Source organism: Limnohabitans lacus (assembly GCF_030053395.1).
Classification (GTDB): domain Bacteria; phylum Pseudomonadota; class Gammaproteobacteria; order Burkholderiales; family Burkholderiaceae_C; genus Limnohabitans_A; species Limnohabitans_A lacus.
Window position 1 is genome coordinate 191,959 of record NZ_JASGBH010000001.1, and the last position, 17,717, is coordinate 209,675.

Below are 17,717 nucleotides of genomic sequence, written 5' to 3' on the forward strand. Positions count from 1 at the left end.
CATGGCCTTACTGCAAATTTCTGAACCGGGCCAGTCGCCCGACCCGCACCAGCGCCGCATCGCGGTGGGCATCGACTTGGGCACCACGCATTCGCTGGTGGCCTCGGTGCGCAATGGCGTGTCCGAATGCCTGCCCGACGACAAGGGCCGTGTGATCCTGCCTTCGGTGGTGCGCTTCATGCCGGGCCAAGGCCGTCAGATCGGTTTTGATGCGGTGCAGTCGGCTGCCACCGATCCGGTCAACACCATCGCTTCGGTCAAGCGCTTCATGGGCCGCGGCTTGCAGGACATTGCAGACCGAAGCAAGCTGCCCTACGAGTTCACCGCCAGCGAAGGCACAGCCAAGGGTGGCATGCTCAGCATCCAGACGGTGCAGGGCCCCAAGTCACCGGTGGAAGTCAGTGCCGAGATCTTGGCCACGCTGCGTTACCGCGCCGAAGACACCTTCAACGACGACCTGTATGGCGCGGTCATCACCGTGCCCGCTTACTTTGACGACGCCCAGCGCCAGGCCACCAAAGACGCCGCGCAACTGGCCGGCTTGAACGTGCTGCGCTTGATCAACGAACCCACGGCCGCTGCCATTGCCTATGGCCTGGACAACGCCAGCGAAGGCGTTTATGCCGTGTTCGATCTGGGTGGCGGCACGTTTGACATCTCCATCTTGCGCCTGACGCAGGGCGTCTTCGAAGTCTTGTCCACCGGCGGCGACTCGGCTTTGGGCGGTGACGATTACGACCAGGCCCTGGCCGACTTTGCCATGGCCCAGCAGCCTGCATTGCAAGCGGTCACCGCAGAGGATAAAACCCAGCTCAAGGCCGCTGCACGTGCGGCCAAAGAGGCTTTGACCGGGGCTGACTCCGCTGCATTGGACGTGGCGCTGTCCACGGGCGCTTTGTCGGTGCACATGAGCCGTGCCGATTTTGAGCAAGCCACCCAAGCCTTGACAGCCCGTTGCATCACCGCCGTGCGCAAGGCCTTGCGTGATGCCCAACTGGCCAAGGACGATGTGCAAGGCGTGGTCATGGTCGGCGGCTCCACCCGCATGCCGCAAATCCAGCAGGCCGTGGCTGACTTTTTTGGCCAGGCGCCACTGAACAACCTCAACCCTGACGAAGTCGTGGCACTGGGTGCGGCCATTCAGGCCAACCAGCTGGCCGGTAATAACGCCGCAGGCGAATTGCTCCTGCTCGATGTGATCCCGCTGTCGCTGGGCATCGAGACCATGGGCGGCCTGGTCGAGCGCATCATCCCGCGCAACCAAACCATCCCCACCGCCATGGCGCAAGACTTCACCACCTACCAAGACGGCCAGACCGCGCTGGCTTTGCATGTGGTGCAGGGCGAGCGCGATCTGGTGCAAGACTGCCGCAGCTTGGCCCGCTTTGAGCTGCGCGGTATTCCGCCCATGGCGGCTGGTGCGGCGCGCATCCGCGTCACGTTCACGGTGGATGCCGATGGCCTGCTGAGCGTGGGCGCTAAAGAACAAATCAGCGGCGTTGAAGCCCACATCGATGTCAAGCCATCGTACGGCCTGAGCGACGAGCAAATCGCGACCATGCTGCAAGACAGCTTCACCACGGCCCAGGCCGACATGCAAGCGCGTGCCTTGGTCGAAGCGCGGGTCGATGCCGACCGCATGCTACTGGCCACGCGCAGTGCCTTGGACGCCGATGGCATGTTGCTCAGCGATGCCGAGCGCAGCGCCATCGATGCACTGATGGTCACTTTGCAAGCGGCCATCCAGACCGAGCAAGACGCCAAAGCACTCGAAGACTGCACCCAGGCCCTGGCCAAAGGCACCGAAGCCTTTGCCGCCGAGCGCATGAACCACAGCATCCAAAAAGCCCTGGCTGGCCAAAACATCCAGTCGATGTGAACCACAATACCGTCATGCCCGTCATCAAAATCCTGCCCCATCCCGAGTACTGCCCACAAGGCACCGAGATCAATGCGCCTGCTGGCACCAGCATTTGCGAAGCTTTGCTCGACAACAACATCAACATCGAGCACGCGTGCGACATGAGTGCTGCCTGCACCACCTGCCACGTCATCGTGCGCGAGGGTTTCCGAAGCCTCAACGAGATGGAAGAAACCGAAGAAGACCTGCTCGACCGCGCCTGGGGCCTGGAGCCCGATTCGCGCCTGAGCTGCCAGGCCTTTGTGGCCAAGCAGGACCTGGTGATCGAGATCCCGCGCTACACCATCAACCACGCCAAAGAAAACCACTGAACAGACGGAGCGACATGACATGCGCCAAATTGTTCTGGACACCGAAACCACCGGCTTGTCGGCCGAAGGTGGCGACCGCATCATTGAGTTGGGCTGTGTGGAGCTGTATGCCCGCAAGCTCACAGGCAATAACCTGCATTTTTATTTCAACCCTGAGCGCGACAGCCACGAAGACGCGCTCAAGGTGCACGGCATCAGCAACGAGTTCTTGCGCGACAAGCCCAAGTTCGCCGAGCTGACCGAAGAAATCCTCGACTACCTGAGCGATGCCGAGCTGATCATCCACAACGCGGCCTTTGACATTGGCTTCTTGAACAAAGAGCTCGAGCGCGTGGGCAAAAAGCCGCTCAAGGCTTATGTCAGCAACGTGATCGACACCTTGGCCATGGCCAAGGAAATGTTCCCTGGCAAACGCAACAGTTTGGACGCGCTCTGTGACCGCCTGGAAGTGGATAACTCAGGCCGCACCTTGCACGGCGCCTTGCTGGATGCCGAGTTGCTGGCCGATGTCTACATCAATATGACGCGTGGCCAAGAGGCCTTGCTGATCGACGCCGGTGATGCGCAGACCGACGCTTCGGGCGTCGCTGTGCAAGTGGACCTGTCGGGCTTTACATTGCCCGTGATCAGCGCCAACGAGCAAGAGATAGCGGCCCACGAAGAAGTGCTCACGCAGATGGACAAGTCCAGCGGCGGCAAAACCATTTGGCGCCAACAGGCCTCTGCGCATTGACTTCAAAAAATCTTCAGCGGCTAAAAAGTCACTGATTTTTTGTGCCATAATTGCGGTCTACGCTGCAAAGCGATAGGGCGATTAGCTCAGCGGTAGAGCACTGCATTCACACTGCAGGGGTCACATGTTCGATCCATGTATCGCCCACCAGATTCAAACCCCTCAAGTCGTTGACTTGAGGGGTTTTTTCTTTGTTTTTTGGAAACCGATACAACATCTGTGCCACTTTGTAGGCATCGGTTGTGATTTTTTTTGAAGAATCTGGACAACTATCATTTATGATAAGGTTTTCCCCACACCCTTTCAGGAGATAACCCGTGAACAAAGCAGAACTGATCGAAGCATTGGCCAAAGAAACCGACTTGTCTAAGGCCGCTGCTGGCCGCGCCGTGTCGGCATTGGTGGACATCATCACCAAGACCGTGGCCAAGAAGCAAGACGTTCAATTGATCGGTTTCGGTACATTCAAGGCCGCCAAGCGCGCAGCCCGTACCGGCAAGAACCCACGTACCGGCGAGAAGCTGAAAATTGCAGCCGCAACTGTGCCTAAATTTAGCGCCGGCGCTGCCTTCAAGGCCGCTGTGAACAAGAAGAAGTAATCGTTCTTGTCGATCGCCAAAAGCGGCTCGGGTCTTGGACCCCAGCCGCTTTTTTCATGCCCAACTCACAAATGCAGCGGCACATCCAAAATGGGGTTGATGTGGCTGACTCGACCCAACCCAACATAGGGCATGGACCAACCATTGCGAGCAGCGCCCCTGAGCGCAATTGCCTCAGTAGTGCCAGCCCAGGCTCACGCGCTTTTGGTCTTGGTCTGTGAAATTGACCTTTTGATCCCAGGCCATGCGCACAAAGTAGCGTGACCAGTCCCAGGTCATGCCCAGGCTTTGACCTTTGACCGCGCCGATGTCCGGATCGCCGCGGCCAGACTTGCTGGCAACGTCCAGCGTCAGCCGCTTGCGGTCAGGCAAGTGGTAACGCCATGTCAGGTGCGTCACCTGTTGGCCGGTGTGCATGCGGTCGTCTTGCGTGCGCCACAGCGACACTTGGTGCTCAGGACTCAGCCAGCTTCCCAAGCCCAAAGTGATCGCATCATTGGGGTCAAAGTTCAAGTTGTAATACGGCCGCAAATTGGTCCTGCTCCAACCCGCGATGAGGTAGGTGCTTTGTCCCCACTGTGCGTTCAGTGAGCGGCCTACAAAACCACCACTGGCCCCTTGCAATGAGGGCACGAGTTGCCCCCAAGGTGTGGTGAAGGTGTATTCGTAGCCCAAACGCGATTGGTGAAAGGTGTCGGCTTGGTCGTATTGGCCGAACCACATGACATGCTTGCCCACCCTGGCGCGCACATTCACATCGGTGGCGTTGGCTTCTTGCTTGTTCTGGTGATAGGACGGGGTAACTTTGAAGTGCCAATGATCTTGGGGTTCTTGGACTTCCGGTGAAGTCGCTTGAGCAAAACACGATGGGGTTAGGCACAAGAGTGCCAAGAGCGCAACCAGTCGTGGCTCGGTTCGTGAGGTCGTCTTCATGGTGTTTCTTGGTGATTTCAGCATGGCACTAGACCGATTTTGAATCATCTTGCCGTCGATTTGCCCTGTCTGAATCAAGCCTTTGGGTGTCAAGGCAGGCCGAAATGGTGTCTGATCACAATAGCGCTGGACCAGTGCCTATAAGTTGCAGTAAGCTACAAGGTTTTCCACGTAACTTGTTGTCGTTCATGGACAGTTTGCTCCCACCCATTCCGGCCAAACGCTACTTCACCATCGGTGAAGTTGGTGAGCTGTGTGGCGTCAAACCCCACGTGCTGCGCTATTGGGAGCAGGAGTTCACCCAGTTGCGTCCGGTCAAAAGACGGGGCAATCGCCGCTATTACCAGCACCACGAAGTGCTGATGATCCGCCGCATTCGAGACCTGCTGTACGACCAAGGCTTCACCATCAGTGGTGCCCGCAACAAACTTCAAGAGTTGGTGCAAGCCGATCGTCGTCGCGCGCTGCCCGATGATGCCGACTTGGGACCTGACATGGTCGATGACGGGATGATGGATGCCGAGTCCATGTCGGTGGCCTCAATGGACATGGCTGGCGCTGTTTCTGCATACCCCGCATTGCATCAAGAGCTTTTGGAAATTCGTGCGCTGCTCACCCTTTGAGGGCAATTTCTCGGGGTATAATTTGAGACTTGTCGGCGTGTAGCGCAGCCTGGTAGCGCACTTGCATGGGGTGCAAGGGGTCGCGAGTTCGAATCCCGCCACGCCGACCATTAGATGTGATAAAGGCTTCTAGCTAGAGATAGTTAGAAGCCTTTTTCTTTTGCAAATCAGTACTTTATGCTCTACCGACTGCCGGTGACTTCTACCTGCTGCTATGACCCTTTGGGGGTCAAAATGGGGGCAAAAATCGGGGTCATTTGGTAGGGTGGGGGTAAAAATTCAGAGGGTCATTTTCCGGGCTGGTTTTTGTGCCCCGATAGACCGTACAGGTTGACACCTCTAATTACATCTTCGATCTTGGAGATAAAGTGTTTTTTGACACCAATTCCTACCTTATAGCCAATGAGGTCAAGGCAGAGTTACGAACTTACATTCCTACGCTTCTGAAAGCCAAGAAAACAGAAAACGGGAAATGGATCAAGCGATTCATCGTTGAAGGATTTACAGATCAAGCTGGCAGCTATCGGCATTGCCAAGCCCATCTATGTCCCTGTACTTCAGAAAGAGAAGAAAGAAGGTGATGAGGGCACCGGGTGGCTTTCAATCATGTTGAACTTATTGATCGAGCACAGATTGAGTCAATGCTGCTTAAATACCGAATCAATGACCTCGAGCTAGATGAGCAACTCATAGAGACTTTCTAGTTGTCGTTACCTATTTGATGTTGTCAAAAATTAGATTAGTGAGATCTACTTGACTAGATCTCTATTCTGCCGGAGGTGCTTGAAATGAGTGGTCCAACATGGGGACAGTGGTTTGGCGCTACGCAGGAAGCAGACTCAAATTTTCTGATCGCTGAAGAGAATTACGCTGCCGCTCAAAAGTGGAAAGCTTACGCCGCTCGCCTCGAAAAAGAACTTGATGAGGTTTGGGATTTGTATCGGGAAACTAAGGGCAATGCAGTAGGACAAATGAAGCTCAAAGAGGAATCATTGAGCGAGATTGAAAAGCTCGACCCGGGTAACAGGATGCTCGATGTCTCTACGCGAAAAGAAATTTTCAAAGTCGCCAAAGAAGAAGAGATGTCTCAAATCAGGAAAAAATACTAACTTCCTGAAGTTAGCAAAGAAGGCCGGCCGAATACGGGAGGCCTTTTTTGTTTACGAGACTCAGACAACAATCATAGTTTTTCGCAACCTCGCCAGCCGCAGGGCGGTCGGTATCTGTGGTCTTGCCAGCGTGGTGTTCCACATCGGATGGCTTGTACGTGGATCGCTAAATCGACAGCCATTGTTATTTGGGGGAAAAGAAGGGGGTAGATTTTTGAAATTGGTTGGTTCTAAAATGAATTTCTCAACAAAATCAATTGCTTAGCATGGTTTTTTGGAATCCCGCCACGCCGACCATTTATACCGAATCAACGGGTTACATCTCACAAGGTGTAACCCGTTTTTCATTGGCGCTTGGATCGTCTGCCTAGGCTGGCGATGTGACCGTCTCGAAGTTGGCAGGCAGAACGATCTCGATCAGCTCCAGATCTTCGGAGTGGGCGATCTCACGATGGCGGATGCCCGGTGGCTGGTGCACACAGGTGCCGGCTTCCAGTCGGTGCTGGCCCTGGCCTTCGTATTCAAAAATGGCCCAGCCTTTGAGTACGTACACCACTTGCAAGGACACCTTGTGGTGGTGCCATTCGCCCGTGGCGTGCGTACCTTCACGGGCTCGGATGACGTGCATGACGGCCAGGCCATCGGTGGCTTGTTGAATGCCCAAGTCGCGGTATTCAAAGTAGGGGCGCAGGCCGTCGAACTTGAACTCGCCATCTTGTGCATGCTGAATGCTGAATGCCATGACCACTCCTCGTGCTTGGGGTTCGCGTTTGTAACCCTCAGGACGTCAAGTCGATCACCACGTTGCCGATCAAGCGGCCTTGCTCGACGGCTTCGTGCGCCTGCAGGATGTCCTTGAGCTTGAACTTTGCAGCGATGGTGTGCTGCAAGGCGTTGGCTTGCAAGAGGCTGCTCAGCTTGTCCAGACACCAAGCGCGGTCTTGCGGGCTCAGGTCATAGACCAAAAAGAATTTGAGCGTGATCGAGCTGTACAGCAGGGCCCGAAAGGGGACCGGCACCTCGCCGGGGTTGTTGGAGCCATAGCAAACCACGGTGCCGTGGCTTTTGAGCGCGCCTGTGCCCAGCAGCGGGCTGGTGCCCGAGAAGTCCATGTCGATGATCACATCGACCCCACGCCCGTGGGTGAAGGCTTGGATGCGTTCCGCGACCGATTCGGTTTTGTAAAAAATCACATGCTGGCAACCGGCCGATCGTGCATGGGCCGCTTTGGCCTCGGAGCCGACCGTGCCAATGACCTGTGCGCCTTGTTGCGTGAGCAGTTGCGCAATGTAGTGCCCCACAGCAGACGAGGCACCGGTGACGAGCACGGTCAGGCCTTTCACTTCGCCCGCCAGGTGCACGGCTTGGATGGCGGTCAAAGCCGGAATGCCCAAGCAAGCGGCGGCATCGTCGTCCACCTGCGCGGGCAGCGCCACCGCTTGCTGCTGGGGCAAGGCGATGTATTCGCAAGCCGTGCCCAAGGGGCGTTGCCACTGGCCGTTCCAAATCCAGACCCGCTCGCCGATGCGGCTCGAAGAGACACCGTCACCTACCGCGTCGATCACGCCTGCGCCATCGCTGTGCGGGATGATGAGGGCATCCGTGACGGGCCGGGCCGTGCGTGACTTGACGTCCGAGGGGTTGACCCCTGAGGTGCGCAGCTTGACGCGGACCTCTCCCGCAGCGGGTGTGGGTGTGGCTTGTTCTCCGACGCGCAGCACATCGCGTGCGCTGCCATTGTGGCTGTACCAGGCGGCTTGCATGGGTTGTCCTTGTCAGGCGGGCAGCGCCCATGTTTGTTGCATGGATTCGCGCTGGAGCACGGGTTCGGACGCGCGGGCCAGTTGTGGGTAGTTTTGTCGCCAAGCCAGATCGGGGTAACGCAGGTCGAGGTACCACAAGGCGCATCCCACTGTGAGCAAGCCCAGGTGAAAGTCACGCTGGAACAGCTCGGGGTGTTCTTCTAGGTAACGCAAAGAGGTGTGGATGGCGTCAATCTTGCCTTGGATCCAGTCGGTCCAGCGCAGCGCTTCGGGGCGTACTGCGGTCTCGTAGCGGGCCAGCAGTGCCGCGTCGAGGATGCCGTCGCCCAGCGACTGGAGCGTCAACGCTTCCCAGCGCAGAGCCCCGTCTTTGGCCAGCAAGCGGCCTTGGCCCAGGTCGTTGAGGTATTCGCAAATCACGCGGCTGTCGTACAGGGCGTGGCCATCGTCGCTCACCAAGGTGGGCACCTTGCCCAAGGGGTTGCTGGCGATGATGGCTTGGTCGCGGGTGACGGGATGTGCGCTGGCGGGCAGCAGTTCGAGCCGGTCAACCAGGCCGACTTCGTGTGCCGTGACCATGCATTTGCGCACGTAAGGGGAGGTGGGGGAAAAGAAGATTTTCATCGGGACAGTATTGGCCATGCCGTTGGCTGAACCTGTCACGCAGTCGACGCAGACTGTACCCGCGTTGGCTATTTCTCGGCTTGCACATCCTCAGCGAAGTCCGCTTGTGCCAGCGAATTCTGATTGGCCATCCAGCTGCCGTACACCGTTTGAAAGTCCGCCACGATCTGGGCCAAAGGCATGTCATTGAAGCTGCCACGCTGGTTCACGTACTCCATGTGGCGCTGGCCTGTTTTGTCAAACGGGTGGTAGATCGAATCGCTCAACCCATCAAACTCCAGCGGCAATAAGCCGAACTTGTCGCACAGCTCGATGTTGAAGGCCGGCGTGGCCTTGACCCATTGCCCCTCCAGCCAGATGTCGGCATAGCCGTGCCAGATGAACACGTCGGTCTTCATGGTTTGGCGCAAGCGCTCGGTGCTCAGGTGGTTGCGCACATCGGCAAAGCCCAAGCGGGCATGCAAGCCTGTGGCGCGGCAGGCGGCCACCAGCAGCGCGGCTTTGGGCACGCACCAACCCGAGCCTTGTCTGATCACGGTGCTCGCTTTCATGCCGACAGGCGACAGATCAATCCGGTAGGGGTCATAGCGAAACCGATCGCGCACCGCCAAGTAAAGCGCCACGGCGCGTTCCCTGTCATGGCCGCCTTGCGCGTGCTCGCGGGCAAAAGCGATCACATCGGGGTGGTCGCTGTCGATCAAGGCGGTCGGGGCCAGGGGGGCGTCTGAAGGCAATGTGTTCATGGCATTCACTGTATCCTGCGCGCCAGTGCGCAGGTGTCACGCTGGCTATAGTGGCGCTTTCCAAGGCCACCGGGCCTTTTCATAAGGATGCCGCACCATGACACCCGAACAACTTTTGCAACACCACGATCAGGCCCGCTTGTGGGGCCAAGCGCCTGGCGTGGTGGGTGGCCCCGACTCGGCGGCCGCTTACCAGCAAGCGCTTGCGGTGCGCCGTTTGCGTCAGCAACGCGGTGAAGTGCCCAAAGGTTTCAAGATCGGTTTCACCAACCGTACCTTGTGGGAACGCTACAAAGTTTTTGGCCCCATGTGGGGGACGGTCTGGGACACGGGCTTGGTCTTTGCAGAGCCCGCCACTGACGGCCCAGCAAATGGCCCCGCAAATGGCCCCGCAATTGGCCATTTGGATTTGACCGGGACGTGCCAGCCTCGGCTGGAGCCCGAAATCGTGTTCGGCATGCGCTCGACCCCGCCGATTGGGGCCAACTTGCAGCAATTGTTCGAGGCCATCGAATGGCTGGCGCCCAGCTTTGAAGTGGTGCAGTCGCATGCGGCGGACTGGAAATTCACCGCCACCGACACCATGGCCGACAGCGGCTTGCATGCCCGCTTGCTGGTGGGCCAGCGCTTGCCGGTGCGCAGCGTGGCAGCCGATGCGCAGGCCTTGGATGCTTTGTTGTCCACGGCCCGGGTCACCTTGATCCAAAACGAGCAAGTGATGGAGCAGGGCGTGGGCGCCAATGTGTTGGACAGCCCGCTCAAAGCCTTGCAACACTTTTTGAAAGAGCTGCGCGACTGCCCCGGTGCGCCCGATCTGCAAGCCGGTGATGTGATCACCACCGGCACTTGGACCGATGCCTGGCCCTTGCAAGCGGGGCAGCAGTGGCGCGCTGAGTTTTCTGCGCCATTGGGCAGTGTGCAGGCCTGGATGCGCTGAGCCGTTGGACATCCCCAGGCCACTTGAAAGACCTTCAGATGCCCTGGCTGCCCAGCGGGCATGGGGTGAGGGTTGGCCCACCAGCGGCTAGACTCGAGCCCTTCAAGACAAACACCGCAGACATGCTCCACGATTCGCCCATCGACATCGTTTATTTGTGGGTCGATGGGAACGATTCGCGCTGGCGTGCCAAACGTCAGGCGGCTTTGCAGCAACTTCCCAGCGATTCCAGTGCCGCCATGGCCCGCTACAGCAATGTAGAAGGCCGGTTCAGGGACAACCACGAGCTGCGTTACAGCCTGCGTGCTTTGGAGAAATTCTTTCCTGAGCACGGGCATGTGTACATCGTGACCGATGCCCAAACGCCCGACTGGTTGCGCCCCTCGGACCGATTGACCGTGGTGGACCACCGCGAGCTGATGCCCGAAGCGTCCTTGCCCACCTTTGACTCGGGTCACATCGAGTCCTGGATTCACCACATTCCGGGCTTGTCAGAGCGTTATTTCTATTTCAATGATGACGTTTTCTTTGGTGCGCCGGTGCGCCTCGAAGACTGGTTTCATCCGAAGGGTTTCCATGTGACTTGGTCGGACGACCCCGTGGTCACCGACGAAGCCATGCGCACGGACGCCACCTCGCTGGAGAACGCTTGCCGTTTGTCGATTCAGTGGCTGACCGACAAAGCGCGCTCAGGTGAGCCTGCTGTGCGCACGCAGGACCCGCTGTACCAAAGCACCTTCCGCACCTTTGCGCATTCGCCTCGGCCCATGCTCAAGTCCATCTTGATGGAGCTCGAAGGCACCGCGCCCGAGTTGTTTGCCGCCGTCCGATCGACGGTCTTTCGCAGCTGGGACAAACCCACCATCGTCTCGGACTTCGTGCTGCGCTGGGCTTTGGCCCATGGGCTGGCCCATGTGCGGCCGTACCGCCATCGTTATGTCTCCACAGGCGAGGCCGATCAAGACGCTCAGTTGCGCGCGCTGGTGACTGAATTTGGCGCACTCGAATTCTTTTGCATCAACGACACCACGGACGATGCACAAACCCATGATCCGCGCTTGCAGAACGTGCTGGCGGTGTTGGAGTCGATCTTGCCCCAGCCCTCAGGTTTTGAAAATGCGGTGAGCGCGCCCTTTGGCGAGCCGCGCTCAGAGTCCCTCAGCGCAGAGATGCACGGGTCAGAGGCGATGGGGGCAAAGGAAACGTTTCCTGCGCGTCGCTCAAATCTTGCCTGATGGCTTCAAGGGTGCCCGACGGATCGCGCATTGCGCTGGATTGACGGGTTTGGTGTTTGGCCATGCGTCCGCGCACCCGGGTCCGCCAAAGTCTGAACGAGCGTGCTTTCAAGGCGCTGCGCATCAATGCAACCACCGCCGACTCACTCAGCCCAAACTGCAGTTCAATCGCCTCAAAAGGCGTGTCGTCCTGCCAAGCCATGGCAATGATGGCGGAAGCATCGGCCTCGGCCAATTGTGCGCTGGGGTCTGATTGCTTGGGCATGGTCAAGGCAGCAAAGCCGCCATTTCCTCGCGGAGCATCGACACCATTTCTTGCGCGGCAGGCGAGAGGCTGCGGTTGCGCCGCGTGACCACGCCGATGGGGCGCTGGATGTCGGGTGCTGTCAGGCGCCGGATGACCACACCTTCTTGCTGCACAAAGGCGGCGGCCAATTCGGGCAGGGCGGCCACGCCCAGCCCGGCTTTGACCATGGCGTGGATGGTGGCGATGTGTTCGACCTCGTAGCGCGGTTTGAAAGCGATGCGGTGCTCGATCAGCGCGGCATTGGCGTATTGGCGCACGCTGGCGGGCAGCGGCATCGAGATGTGGGTCAACGCCGCCGCTTGCAACCAAGTCAGTGGGCTCCTGCCTTTGGCCAAGCGGTGGTTCAGCGGGATCAGCAGCACGAAGCCATCGGCTGACAGCGGCGTGCAGTCCAAGTCAGCGTAATCGGGGTTGGCTGCCGTCAAGGCAAAGTCAACCGTACCGGCCCGCACCAGATCAAAAGCTGGGCCCGACAAGGTGTCGTGCAGTTGCAGCGCAATCTCGGGGTGTTGCGCGGCATAGCGGGCCATCACGCGTGGCACCAACGTGGCCGCCAGCGAGGGCAGGGCGGCCATGCTGACTTTGCCCGACTGGATCTGCGTGATGTGCTGCACACGTTGCACCGCTTCTTGTGTTTGTGCCGTCAGCAGTTTGGCTTGTTCGACGAACACCTGGCCTGCGGCTGTCAGGTGCACGCTGCGCGTGGTGCGGTCAAACAAGCGCGCGCCCAAAGATTCTTCAAGCCTGGCCACCACGCCCGAGACCGCCGATTGCGACAGGTGCACCTGTGCGGCGGTCCGCCTGAAGCTGCCGGTTTCGGCCAGCACCAGAAAGATGTCCAGATCGCGGGAGGTCCAATTGATATGCATTTTAGATCAGTTTATAGAAAAAAACGGTTGGACGAAGCAATGGGGTCTTCCTAGACTCCAGCTTTGTTCAAGACAAGCACCGTATCCATGATCTCTTCTCAAGCGCTTCAAGCCCGCACCGTGGTCGTCGGTGGCGGCACCATGGGCATGGACGTGGCCATCGTGTTGGCCCGTGGTGGCTGCCAGGTCACCGTGGTCGAGCCCGATGCCCGCAAACGCGAGGCACTGGCCGCGCATGTGCGCCACAACCTGAGCCCTTTGGGCATGGCCCACCGCACCGAGCGTGTGCAGGCCGTGACCGATTTGACCGATGTGGTCTGGCCTGGTGTCAGCGTGCTCATCGAATGCATCCCGGAGCAGTTGCCGCTGAAACAAGCGCTGTTTGCCCGCCTGGCGCAGCTGGCCGCGCCCGAGACGCTGCTGTGCAGCAACAGCTCCAGCTTCCCGATCAGCGCCATCGCCCAAGGCCTGCCCACGGCCGAGCGCATGCTGGGCCTGCACTTTTTCATGCCGGCGCATTTGGTGCCGTTGGTGGAAGTGGTGTTGGGCCCTCAAACCGATGCACAAGAAGCCCAACAACTGTGCGGCTTCATGCGCGACTGCGGCAGCGTGCCGGTGCTGGTGCGCAAAGACAAGCCGGGCTTTTTGGCCAACCGCATGCAGCACGCGCTGGCGCGTGAGGCTTTTGCCCTGATCGACGAAGGCGTGGCCTCGCCCGAGGATGTGGACGCCGCTGTGCGCTTTGGTTTTGGCTTTCGATTTTTGGCTGCAGGCCCGGTCATGCAGCGTGACCATGCCGGGTTGGAAGTGCACACCGCAGCGGCTGCCAGCATGTACCCCAGCTTGGCGGTGAACGCCGAGCCCGCCCGCGTCTTGCAAGAGCGCGTGGCCCGAGGCGACTTGGGCATGAAAACCGGTCAAGGCTTCTTTGCCTGGACGCCCGAGACCCAAAAGGCCGAGCGTGAGCGCTACGACCGCTTGCTGCGACAAGGGCTGGACTTGCTGGCCGCAGAATTGCCGCCCCTGAACCCCCACGATTGACGCACCCGACCCCCCCCAAAAAGGCAAATCCATGGCTGTTTTTTCTTCTCCTCTCTTGATCACCGTCGCGCCCAATGGCGCCTACAAGCAACGCCCCGACCACCCGGCTTTGCCGCTGACCACTTCCGAGCTGGGTCAAACCGCCAAGCAGTGTCTGGAGGCCGGTGCGGGCATGATTCACATGCACATCCGCGATGCAGACGGCCGCCACAGCCTTGACGTGACGGGCTACCGCGAGGCGCAGCAGGCGGTCAAGGCGGCGGTGGGCGATGAGCTCATCATCCAGGTCACCAGCGAAGCGGCTCGCGTGTACAAAGCGCCCGAGCAAATCGCCATGGTCACGGTCCTCAAGCCCGAAGCCGTGTCGGTGGGCCTGCGCGAAGTGGACCAGCCTGAAATCGGCGAAGCCGGTCTGGAACATTTCTTTGGCTGGTTGGCCAAAGAACGCATCATGACCCAGGTCATCGTGTACGACGTGGCCGATCTGCAGCGTTGGCAAGCCTTGCGCGCCAAAGGCGTGATCCCTGATGCGCCTTGGTCACTCTTGTTTGTACTGGGTCGTTATTCGGTCGGCCAAACCTCGGAGGCCAAAGACCTCTTGCCCTTTGTGATGGCCCACACGGGCGCCGAGCCTTGGTCCATGTGCGCTTTTGGTGCGGGCGAACACGCTTGCGCCACCACCGCGGTGGCCCTGGGCGGCCATGCGCGGGTGGGTTTTGAAAACAACCTCTTGCTCAACAACGGGCAAGTGGCCCCCGACAATGCCGCTTTGGTGCGCCAAATCGCCGACTCGGCCCGCGTGCTGGGCCGCAGCCTTTACAGCGCCAAGCAGGCGCGCGAAGCTTTCTTTTCCGCATAACGATCACAGACCCTCAGGAGACCCATCCATGAAACGCAGCCTCTTTTTCGCCGCACTGTCCGCTACCCTGATCGGCGCGGCTTTGCCCGCACTGGCCCAAGACAACTACCCCAGCAAGACCATCCGCTTTGTGGTGCCTTACCCACCGGGCGGCCCGACCGACCTGATGGCGCGACTCATTCAGGGTGAACTCGGCACCCGTTTGGGCACCACCGTGGTGGTTGACAACAAGAGCGGCGCAGGCGGCAACTTGGGCAGCGCCGAAGTGGCCAAACAAGCCCCAGCGGACGGCTACACCTTGCTGCTGGCCGCCAGCGGCCCCATGGCGGTGAACCCCACGCTGTACCGCAGCATGTCCTTCGTGCCCATGACCGACCTGGCTCCGGTCATCCAAATTTCATCCTTCCCTTTGGTGCTCGAAGTGCATCCCAGCGTGCCGGTCAACAACGTCAAGGAGTTGATCGCCCTGGCGCAAAAGAGCGACAGCAAATTGGCCTTCGCATCGGCGGGCAACGGCACCCCACAGCACCTGGCCGGCGAGATTTTCAACACCCAGGTCAACACCAACATCTCGCACATCCCCTACCGCGGTGCAGGTCCGGCCTTGAACGACTTGATCGGCGGCCAGGTGCAGGTGATGTTCGACATTTTGGGCAGCTCTTTGCCGCACATTCAGGGCGGCAAGCTCAAGCCCCTGGCCGTGACATCGGCCAAACGCCACCCCTCGCTGCCCAATGTGCCGACCATGATCGAAGCCGGTGTGCCCGGCTACGAGCTGACCGGCTGGCATGGCATCGCGGTGCGTGCCGGCACGCCTGCGCCCATCATCCACAAGCTCAACACCACCTTGAACGCCATGTTCAGCGACCCAGAGTTCAAGAAAAAGTGGGAAGCCATTGGCACGCCCGTGGTGGGCGGCACGCCGGCTCAGTTTGGTGAGTTGATCCGCAAGGAAACCATCCGCTTGGGCCAAGTCGTCAAGAACGCCGGCGTGACGCTGGACTGAGCCAAGTCAGCACCCTGCCCAAAAGGCCCCACAGGCACGGGCCTGTGTGGGGGCTTAGACCCCGCCTTGCGGGTGGGTGGGATCGATCCAGAGCACCGTCTCGGGTTTTTCGGCCGGCTCAATGTCCATGTTGACGGCCACCGCCTGGCCGTCGCTGCGGCACAGCACGCATTCCAGCGTTTCGTCTGCGCTGGCATTGATTTCCTGGTGTGGCACAAAAGGCGGCACATAAATGAAGTCGCCCGGCCCCGCTTCGGCGGTGAACTCCAGCGCATTGCCCCAGCGCATGCGGGCGCGGCCTTTGACCACATAAATCACGCTCTCCAAAGGCCCATGGTGGTGCGCACCGGTTTTGGCATTGGGGTGGATGTGCACCGTGCCTGCCCAGAGTTTTTGCGCGCCGACGCGGGCAAAGTTGATGGCCGCTTTGCGGTCCATGCCGGGGGTGGAGGGCACATTGCCATCGAGTTGGTCGCCCGGCACCACGCGCACGCCGTCGTGTTTCCAATCGGTGTGCTCGTGTGTGGAGGAATCGTGGGAGTGGGTCATGGTCAAAGTCTGTGTGAATGCGCTTGAAATCACTTTAGCACGGAGGGGCAATGAGGCCTGTCGCTTGGCCCACTACACTGGTGTACCGTGGCCCAAACGCTTGGCGTGGCGCGCTGCGAAGAACCTGACTTGAGCTGATCATGAAATTCAAAATGTCCGAAAAGTCGCTGTTTGCGACCTTGCTGCGCGCCCCCTGGTGGGTGAGCTTTGTGGTGATGCTGGCCGTGGCCTTGGTGGCGGGCGCCTTTTTGCCCGAGGTCTACAAAACCGCCGGGATGCTGGGGGCCTTTCCGTTTTTGGTGATCGGCGTCATGGCCGCATGGCGACAAAGAAACACCCTGTCTGAAGCACGCATCGAGTCGTTGACGGCGCGCGCCAGAGACATGGCTTGGCGCGAGTTTTCAGCGGTGGTCGAGACCGCATTGCGCCAGCAAGGCTTTGAGGTTCGTCCGCTGCGCAGCGGCCCTGCCGATTTCGAGATCGAGAAAAACGGCCGCATCACCTTGGTCAGCGCCAAGCGCTGGAAAGCAGCCAGCGTGGGCGCTGAGCCTTTGCGCGAACTGTTGGCCGCCGTCGAAAGCCAAGAAGCCTATTCGTGCAGTTGCATGAGCCTGGGGGTCTTCAGCCCCGCCGCTGTGGCCTTGGCCCGGCAGCAACCCATCCAGTTGCTGGGCAGTGCAGAGATTGCGCAACTCCTGCACGAGGCCGATTCAGTGGCCAAGGCCTGATCGGGGCCAAGCTTTACGTTTTGGCTTGCCAGCTTTCAGGGCGGTAGAGCTTGAACAACTGTTCAGGGCCGATGTCGAAATAGTCGGCCGGTCCGCCCCCGCGCAAGACGTGCTGGGCGTTGGCGGTGTCGTAAATGCCGTCTTTGAGCAGCCGCTCATCGATGTGCACGCCGACCACCTGGCCAAAAATCATCCAGGTGTTGACCTTTTGCCCCTCGATGTCTTGCATCTGCATGATCTGGGTGCACTTGCATTCGAAGCTGACCGGGCTTTCGGCCACGCGCGGCACGTTCACGATGCGCGAGGCCTGCTGCGTGAGGCCCGCCACATCGAACTCGCTCACATCGGGCGGCAGCGCGTCGCAAGTCTTGTTCATGGCCTCGGTCAGCGGCCGCGTGACCAAGTTCCAAACGAACTCGCCGGTGGCTTCGATGTTGTTGAGGGAATCCTTGCGCCCAATGCTGGCAAAGCCGATCAGCGGCGGCACGTAATTGAAGGCGCTGAAAAAACTGTAGGGCGCCAAGTTGATCACCCCGTTGACGCCACGGCTGGACACCCAGCCAATGGGGCGCGGCCCCACGATCGCGTTGAAGGGGTCGTGTTTCAGGCCATGGCCCAGGCGGGGTTCGTAGAAATGCGTCATGGGGCTACTTTAAAAGCACAGCGATGGCCTTTCTATCCCGATGGAGACTTTCCCCCACAGACCGTGCCCAAAGCTGTGGATAAGTCCATGAACAACTGCGCCAGGCCGCATCCTGCCTGGGGTGGCGCTGGGTGCTTAAAAATTGGGCATCAAAAGGCTCATGCTGCGACCCCGTGGCGGGGCA

Annotated in this window: 21 protein-coding genes and 2 tRNA genes; 14 read left to right on the forward strand and 9 right to left on the reverse strand. The window is 59.5% G+C overall.

Annotated elements, in window-relative coordinates:
- Position 1 precedes the first annotated feature (1 nt).
- The 5 genes from hscA (at position 2) to QLQ16_RS01015 (ending at position 3,564) form a co-directional block, all read left to right on the forward strand.
- Entirely contained in the window at positions 2–1,879 is a 1,878-nt protein-coding gene (gene hscA, locus QLQ16_RS00995; RefSeq protein ID WP_283222820.1) for a Fe-S protein assembly chaperone HscA, read from the forward strand.
- Positions 1,880–1,893: 14 nt separating this feature from the next.
- Complete coding sequence (fdx, locus tag QLQ16_RS01000) at positions 1,894–2,232, forward strand: ISC system 2Fe-2S type ferredoxin (RefSeq protein WP_283223116.1); 339 nt, start codon at positions 1,894–1,896, stop codon at positions 2,230–2,232.
- A 19-nt stretch (positions 2,233–2,251) separates the two neighbouring features.
- On the forward strand, positions 2,252–2,965 hold the full coding sequence (gene dnaQ, locus QLQ16_RS01005; protein ID WP_283222821.1) for a DNA polymerase III subunit epsilon: 714 nt from the start codon (positions 2,252–2,254) through the stop codon (positions 2,963–2,965).
- 75 nt (positions 2,966–3,040) lie between these two features.
- Positions 3,041–3,115: transfer RNA gene (locus QLQ16_RS01010), tRNA-Val, on the forward strand.
- 167 nt (positions 3,116–3,282) lie between these two features.
- A complete protein-coding gene (locus QLQ16_RS01015) occupies positions 3,283–3,564 on the forward strand; it encodes an HU family DNA-binding protein (protein WP_283222822.1) in 282 nt (93 codons plus the stop codon).
- Between the two features lie 174 nt (positions 3,565–3,738).
- On the opposite strand, the gene QLQ16_RS01020 is transcribed toward QLQ16_RS01015, so the two are convergent.
- Complete coding sequence (locus QLQ16_RS01020) at positions 3,739–4,497, reverse strand: hypothetical protein (RefSeq protein WP_283222823.1); 759 nt, start codon at positions 4,495–4,497, stop codon at positions 3,739–3,741.
- Between the two features lie 188 nt (positions 4,498–4,685).
- Between QLQ16_RS01020 and QLQ16_RS01025 the strand changes: the two genes are divergently transcribed.
- The 3 genes from QLQ16_RS01025 (at position 4,686) to QLQ16_RS01035 (ending at position 6,229) form a co-directional block, all read left to right on the forward strand.
- The gene (locus QLQ16_RS01025) at positions 4,686–5,120 is read left to right on the forward strand and encodes a MerR family transcriptional regulator (protein ID WP_283222824.1); all 435 of its coding nucleotides are present in this window, start codon (positions 4,686–4,688) and stop codon (positions 5,118–5,120) included.
- A 33-nt stretch (positions 5,121–5,153) separates the two neighbouring features.
- Positions 5,154–5,230 (forward strand) — tRNA-Pro (locus QLQ16_RS01030).
- Between the two features lie 678 nt (positions 5,231–5,908).
- Complete coding sequence (locus QLQ16_RS01035) at positions 5,909–6,229, forward strand: hypothetical protein (protein WP_283222825.1); 321 nt, start codon at positions 5,909–5,911, stop codon at positions 6,227–6,229.
- 367 nt (positions 6,230–6,596) lie between these two features.
- Here QLQ16_RS01035 and QLQ16_RS01040 read toward each other — a convergent pair whose 3' ends face one another.
- The 4 genes from QLQ16_RS01040 to QLQ16_RS01055 form a co-directional block, all read right to left on the reverse strand.
- Positions 6,597–6,971 (reverse strand): cupin domain-containing protein, encoded by a 375-nt coding sequence (locus QLQ16_RS01040; RefSeq protein ID WP_283222826.1) that lies wholly within the window; start codon positions 6,969–6,971, stop codon positions 6,597–6,599.
- 37 nt (positions 6,972–7,008) lie between these two features.
- Positions 7,009–7,992: an NADPH:quinone reductase gene (locus QLQ16_RS01045; protein ID WP_283222827.1), complete on the reverse strand. Its 984-nt coding sequence runs from the start codon at positions 7,990–7,992 to the stop codon at positions 7,009–7,011.
- Between the two features lie 12 nt (positions 7,993–8,004).
- Positions 8,005–8,616, reverse strand: coding sequence for a glutathione S-transferase (locus tag QLQ16_RS01050; RefSeq protein ID WP_283222828.1), 612 nt, complete (start codon positions 8,614–8,616; stop codon positions 8,005–8,007).
- Between the two features lie 68 nt (positions 8,617–8,684).
- A complete protein-coding gene (locus QLQ16_RS01055) occupies positions 8,685–9,359 on the reverse strand; it encodes a transglutaminase-like domain-containing protein (RefSeq protein ID WP_283222829.1) in 675 nt (224 codons plus the stop codon).
- Positions 9,360–9,456: 97 nt separating this feature from the next.
- Here QLQ16_RS01055 and QLQ16_RS01060 point away from each other — a divergent pair, with 97 nt between their 5' ends.
- Both QLQ16_RS01060 and QLQ16_RS01065 read left to right on the forward strand, forming a co-directional pair.
- Positions 9,457–10,296 (forward strand): 2-keto-4-pentenoate hydratase, encoded by an 840-nt coding sequence (locus tag QLQ16_RS01060; protein WP_283222830.1) that lies wholly within the window; start codon positions 9,457–9,459, stop codon positions 10,294–10,296.
- 122 nt (positions 10,297–10,418) lie between these two features.
- Entirely contained in the window at positions 10,419–11,531 is a 1,113-nt protein-coding gene (locus QLQ16_RS01065; RefSeq protein WP_283222831.1) for a stealth family protein, read from the forward strand.
- Here the strand turns inward: QLQ16_RS01065 and QLQ16_RS01070 are convergent.
- Both QLQ16_RS01070 and QLQ16_RS01075 read right to left on the reverse strand, forming a co-directional pair.
- Positions 11,455–11,796 (reverse strand): TIGR03643 family protein, encoded by a 342-nt coding sequence (locus QLQ16_RS01070; protein WP_283222832.1) that lies wholly within the window; start codon positions 11,794–11,796, stop codon positions 11,455–11,457. The two genes, QLQ16_RS01065 and QLQ16_RS01070, sit on opposite strands and share 77 nt — an antisense overlap.
- Before the next feature lie 2 nt (positions 11,797–11,798).
- Positions 11,799–12,707 (reverse strand): LysR family transcriptional regulator, encoded by a 909-nt coding sequence (locus tag QLQ16_RS01075; RefSeq protein WP_283222833.1) that lies wholly within the window; start codon positions 12,705–12,707, stop codon positions 11,799–11,801.
- Positions 12,708–12,794: 87 nt separating this feature from the next.
- Here QLQ16_RS01075 and QLQ16_RS01080 point away from each other — a divergent pair, with 87 nt between their 5' ends.
- From QLQ16_RS01080 to QLQ16_RS01090, 3 genes are read left to right on the forward strand one after another with little or no spacing between them, the layout of a single operon-like run.
- A complete protein-coding gene (locus QLQ16_RS01080) occupies positions 12,795–13,748 on the forward strand; it encodes a 3-hydroxyacyl-CoA dehydrogenase family protein (RefSeq protein ID WP_283222834.1) in 954 nt (317 codons plus the stop codon).
- Positions 13,749–13,779: 31 nt separating this feature from the next.
- On the forward strand, positions 13,780–14,607 hold the full coding sequence (locus QLQ16_RS01085; protein ID WP_283222835.1) for a beta-keto acid cleavage family enzyme: 828 nt from the start codon (positions 13,780–13,782) through the stop codon (positions 14,605–14,607).
- A gap of 28 nt (positions 14,608–14,635) precedes the next feature.
- Positions 14,636–15,613 carry a Bug family tripartite tricarboxylate transporter substrate binding protein gene (locus tag QLQ16_RS01090; RefSeq protein WP_283222836.1) on the forward strand — a complete coding sequence of 326 codons (978 nt, stop codon included), beginning with the start codon at positions 14,636–14,638 and terminating at the stop codon, positions 15,611–15,613.
- Positions 15,614–15,667: 54 nt separating this feature from the next.
- On the opposite strand, the gene QLQ16_RS01095 is transcribed toward QLQ16_RS01090, so the two are convergent.
- A complete protein-coding gene (locus QLQ16_RS01095; RefSeq protein WP_283222837.1) occupies positions 15,668–16,162 on the reverse strand; it encodes a cupin domain-containing protein in 495 nt (164 codons plus the stop codon).
- 140 nt (positions 16,163–16,302) lie between these two features.
- Here QLQ16_RS01095 and QLQ16_RS01100 point away from each other — a divergent pair, with 140 nt between their 5' ends.
- Complete coding sequence (locus QLQ16_RS01100; RefSeq protein WP_283222838.1) at positions 16,303–16,890, forward strand: restriction endonuclease; 588 nt, start codon at positions 16,303–16,305, stop codon at positions 16,888–16,890.
- A gap of 13 nt (positions 16,891–16,903) precedes the next feature.
- On the opposite strand, the gene QLQ16_RS01105 is transcribed toward QLQ16_RS01100, so the two are convergent.
- Positions 16,904–17,533 carry a flavin reductase family protein gene (locus QLQ16_RS01105; RefSeq protein WP_283222839.1) on the reverse strand — a complete coding sequence of 210 codons (630 nt, stop codon included), beginning with the start codon at positions 17,531–17,533 and terminating at the stop codon, positions 16,904–16,906.
- Positions 17,534–17,717 lie beyond the last annotated feature (184 nt).